Annotated in this window: 4 protein-coding genes; 1 reads left to right on the top strand and 3 read right to left on the bottom strand. The window is 44.5% G+C overall.

The genetic code is table 11. The features are described from left to right. On the top strand, window positions 1–447 hold a 447-nt coding region (locus J6I68_RS14880), incomplete at its 5' end, for an MATE family efflux transporter (RefSeq protein ID WP_292221468.1). A gap of 70 nt (window positions 448–517) precedes the next feature. Here the strand turns inward: J6I68_RS14880 and J6I68_RS14875 are convergent. From J6I68_RS14875 to J6I68_RS14865, 3 genes are read right to left on the bottom strand one after another with little or no spacing between them, the layout of a single operon-like run. After that, window positions 518–997: a metallophosphoesterase gene (locus J6I68_RS14875; protein WP_292221466.1), complete on the bottom strand. Its 480-nt coding sequence runs from the start codon at window positions 995–997 to the stop codon at window positions 518–520. Continuing rightward, complete coding sequence (rdgB, locus tag J6I68_RS14870; protein ID WP_292221464.1) at window positions 997–1,629, bottom strand: RdgB/HAM1 family non-canonical purine NTP pyrophosphatase; 633 nt, start codon at window positions 1,627–1,629, stop codon at window positions 997–999. Before rdgB ends, J6I68_RS14875 begins: the two co-directional genes overlap by 1 nt. Further along, window positions 1,626–2,678: an N-acetylmuramoyl-L-alanine amidase family protein gene (locus tag J6I68_RS14865; protein ID WP_292221462.1), complete on the bottom strand. Its 1,053-nt coding sequence runs from the start codon at window positions 2,676–2,678 to the stop codon at window positions 1,626–1,628. The genes rdgB and J6I68_RS14865 overlap by 4 nt, the downstream gene beginning before the upstream one ends. Window positions 2,679–2,775: the final 97 nt, after the last annotated feature.

Below are 2,775 nucleotides of genomic sequence, written 5' to 3'. Positions count from 1 at the left end.
TTCTCAGGCCAGAACTATGGCGCAGGACGCTATGACCGCGTTCGTAAGAGCGCAAGGCAGGCATTTATCATTGCGGCAGTGATCACAATCCCGCTAAGTATCATAATGTACTTTAACGGAGCACTCTTACTTAAGATATTTGTAACCAACGATACCGTTATTGCCATTGGCGATCAGATGATAAGATTCCTTGCACCATTCTATATTACATATGTAGGTGTTGAGATTTTTTCAGGAACGCTCCGTGGCATGGGAGATGCTCTTTTGCCAATGCTGATAACACTTAGTGGGATATGCATCCTCAGGGTAACCTGGATACTGTTTGCATTTCCACACAATCAGACTATTGAAATGGTCGAGGCAAGCTATCCTATCACCTGGATAACCACCAGTATTTTGTTCCTTATCTATTACATGATATACACCAAGAAAAAGGGAATAAGATAGGTATCTGGAAGTCCTGTTATCCGCAGACTTAAAAAGGCGATCTGTGAGCTTTCACAAATCGCCTTTTTCTTTACAAGTATTTGATCTCGTAGGAAATATCATCCCCATCAATATTCAATATGATATAGCTTGGTCTTCTGCCCTCCTGCCTGGGGTAGGAAAGGCTTCCAGGATTAAAGAGATACACTCCTCCAACCTCTTTAGCCACAGGCCTGTGGGTATGTCCAAAAAACACCATTTGAGCCCCTCTTGAAAGGCCTTCTGCTCTGATGTTCTCAAGGTCCATTGAAACCAGATAATGATGTCCATGGGTCAAAAATGCCCTGTGACCATCAATAGTAAATTCAAGTTCTCTGTTCAGATCCGAAAAGAAATCGTTATTGCCCGCAACAAAATATACAGGACAATCTGCCGCCAGAGCGAACTTACCCTCAGAGCCCTCGAAATCACCGCAGTGGATTATGCCATCAAGAGGCTCCTCTATATCCAGAACATCATAAAAATTTTTGTCGTGTCCGTGAGTATCACTGACCACCAGATACTTGTGCATTACTTGTTACCGTCCTCAAAAGCCTCCCTCAGGAGCTTTTCCATCTCTCTAAGAGCTTTGCCCCTGTGGCTTATGGCATTCTTTTCATCAGCAGATATTTCTGCGCTGGTCTTACCATATTCTGGCAGGAAAAAGATTGGATCATATCCAAAACCATTCTCACCTGCTATCTCATATCCGATCCTGCCTTCCATCTTGCCCAGTGTACCAAGCATTTTTCCGCCAGGAAGACAAGCTGCTATGGCACATACGAATCTGGCGCTTCTCTCTTCGCCCTCTGCGTCCTTTAATCTTTCGATGATGATCCTGTTCTTTTCTGTGTAAGGTGTATCTTTTCCAAGATATCTCGCTGAATAAATACCAGGTTCACCTCCAAGGAAATCCACTTCCAGTCCTGAGTCATCTGCAAGTACCACTGTCTCTTTTGCAGCCTCAGGGTCCTTTTCTTCAAGAAGCTTGTATATCGCAGAAGCCTTTATGGCAGCATTTTCTGAAAAAGTGGTACCATCCTCCACAACATCCTCAAATACACCCGCTTCCTTCATTGAGAGGATCTCTGCGTCGAGATCTCCCAAAATCCTGCGAATTTCCTTCATTTTATCCTTGTTGCCTGTGGCAAATACTATTCTCATTCCATCACCTCAAACGCTTCTAAAATGCCGTCATAGATACCTTCTGCAGCCTTAGACTTATAAGACTCATCAGAAAGCCTGTCTTTATCCTGCTGTCCATATACATTGCCAAGGCTGATCCTTGCAGCTGGCACGGGACATAAACCAAGTATCCCGTCTTCTTTTTCAGGAAATACTCCCAAAACCTCTAAAGCGTTTCCTGATGCGTATCCCTGCAGCAGCACATCTGCAAACTCAGCATTAGACAGCCTTCTTAAAAAGAACTTGTCGTTGTAGTAGATAGCCATTCCATTATAGGCCTCGTCCTGCACTCCATCACAGGACAACTCCACAAACAGATCTGCCCCGGAATCCTCTATCAGCGCCTTTCTCTTTTCCAGAGAGGTATCCATATCTGAAAGCCTTGTGAAATACAGCTTGATATTGTGTTCCGTATCCTTGTCTGCAGCTGTTTTTAGCAAAAGAGCTGTGTCCAGCGCAACGTCTTTTTCAGAATAACCATTACCCAAATCGCCTGTATCCTTGCCGCCTCCAGCAGGATCCACAACGACCACGTGCTCAAACTTATCCTTTGGCTTAAAGAACCTGACCTCGATGGTGCTGTTTTCTGTAAGGGCACTCTCGTTCACATACAGGTCATCCAGCTTAAAATCAAGGCAAACACTGCCAGTGTCATTTTCATTTATACAAACTGCACTCTCAAGAAGGGGCAGACTTGTGACAACCGGGTTATCCAGATAGAAGCCCTCTTCCCTGCTGTCAATATAGATACTAAGCTCATGGTCAATATACCGGTCTTCCAACACAATATTGTCAGAGCTTACGCTCTTGGGAAGCGGGATGATGAGCGCATCCTCCTTACCCTTTGGGACATCATCATCTATTAAAAGTGTATAAGCACTGTCGCTTTTTCCTCTGTCCACAGGAGCTCCAGCGGCATCAGTGATCATGATGTGCTTGGTTGCAGACCTTTGCAGCATCAGCACAATAGAAACAGCTGCAAATACCGAGGCCTTGATGGCGACTTTTTTCATCTCTTCATCAGTCATTTAAGCCTCTTTTCTCCTTGGAGGCTTAGGCCCCATGAACTGGTAAAAGTAAGTTTTAAGCATTCCGTTATATATCTTTCTGTTCTTGTCGGCCTTC

The sequence above is a fragment of the Butyrivibrio sp. genome, from assembly GCF_017940685.1.
In the GTDB taxonomy this organism is placed as follows: Bacteria; Bacillota; Clostridia; order Lachnospirales; family Lachnospiraceae; genus Butyrivibrio.
Note: the sequence above shows the minus strand (reverse complement) of the source record. Positions and strands in the feature narration are given on the sequence as shown.

What these genes read in the sequence shown, in the direction of transcription:
- J6I68_RS14875 (WP_292221466.1), bottom strand. Translation starts at nt 997, where the DNA reads ATGCACAAGTATCTGGTGGTCAGTGATACTCACGGACACGACAAAAAT.
- rdgB (WP_292221464.1), bottom strand. Translation starts at nt 1,629, where the DNA reads ATGAGAATAGTATTTGCCACAGGCAACAAGGATAAAATGAAGGAAATT.
- J6I68_RS14865 (WP_292221462.1), bottom strand. Translation starts at nt 2,678, where the DNA reads ATGACTGATGAAGAGATGAAAAAAGTCGCCATCAAGGCCTCGGTATTT.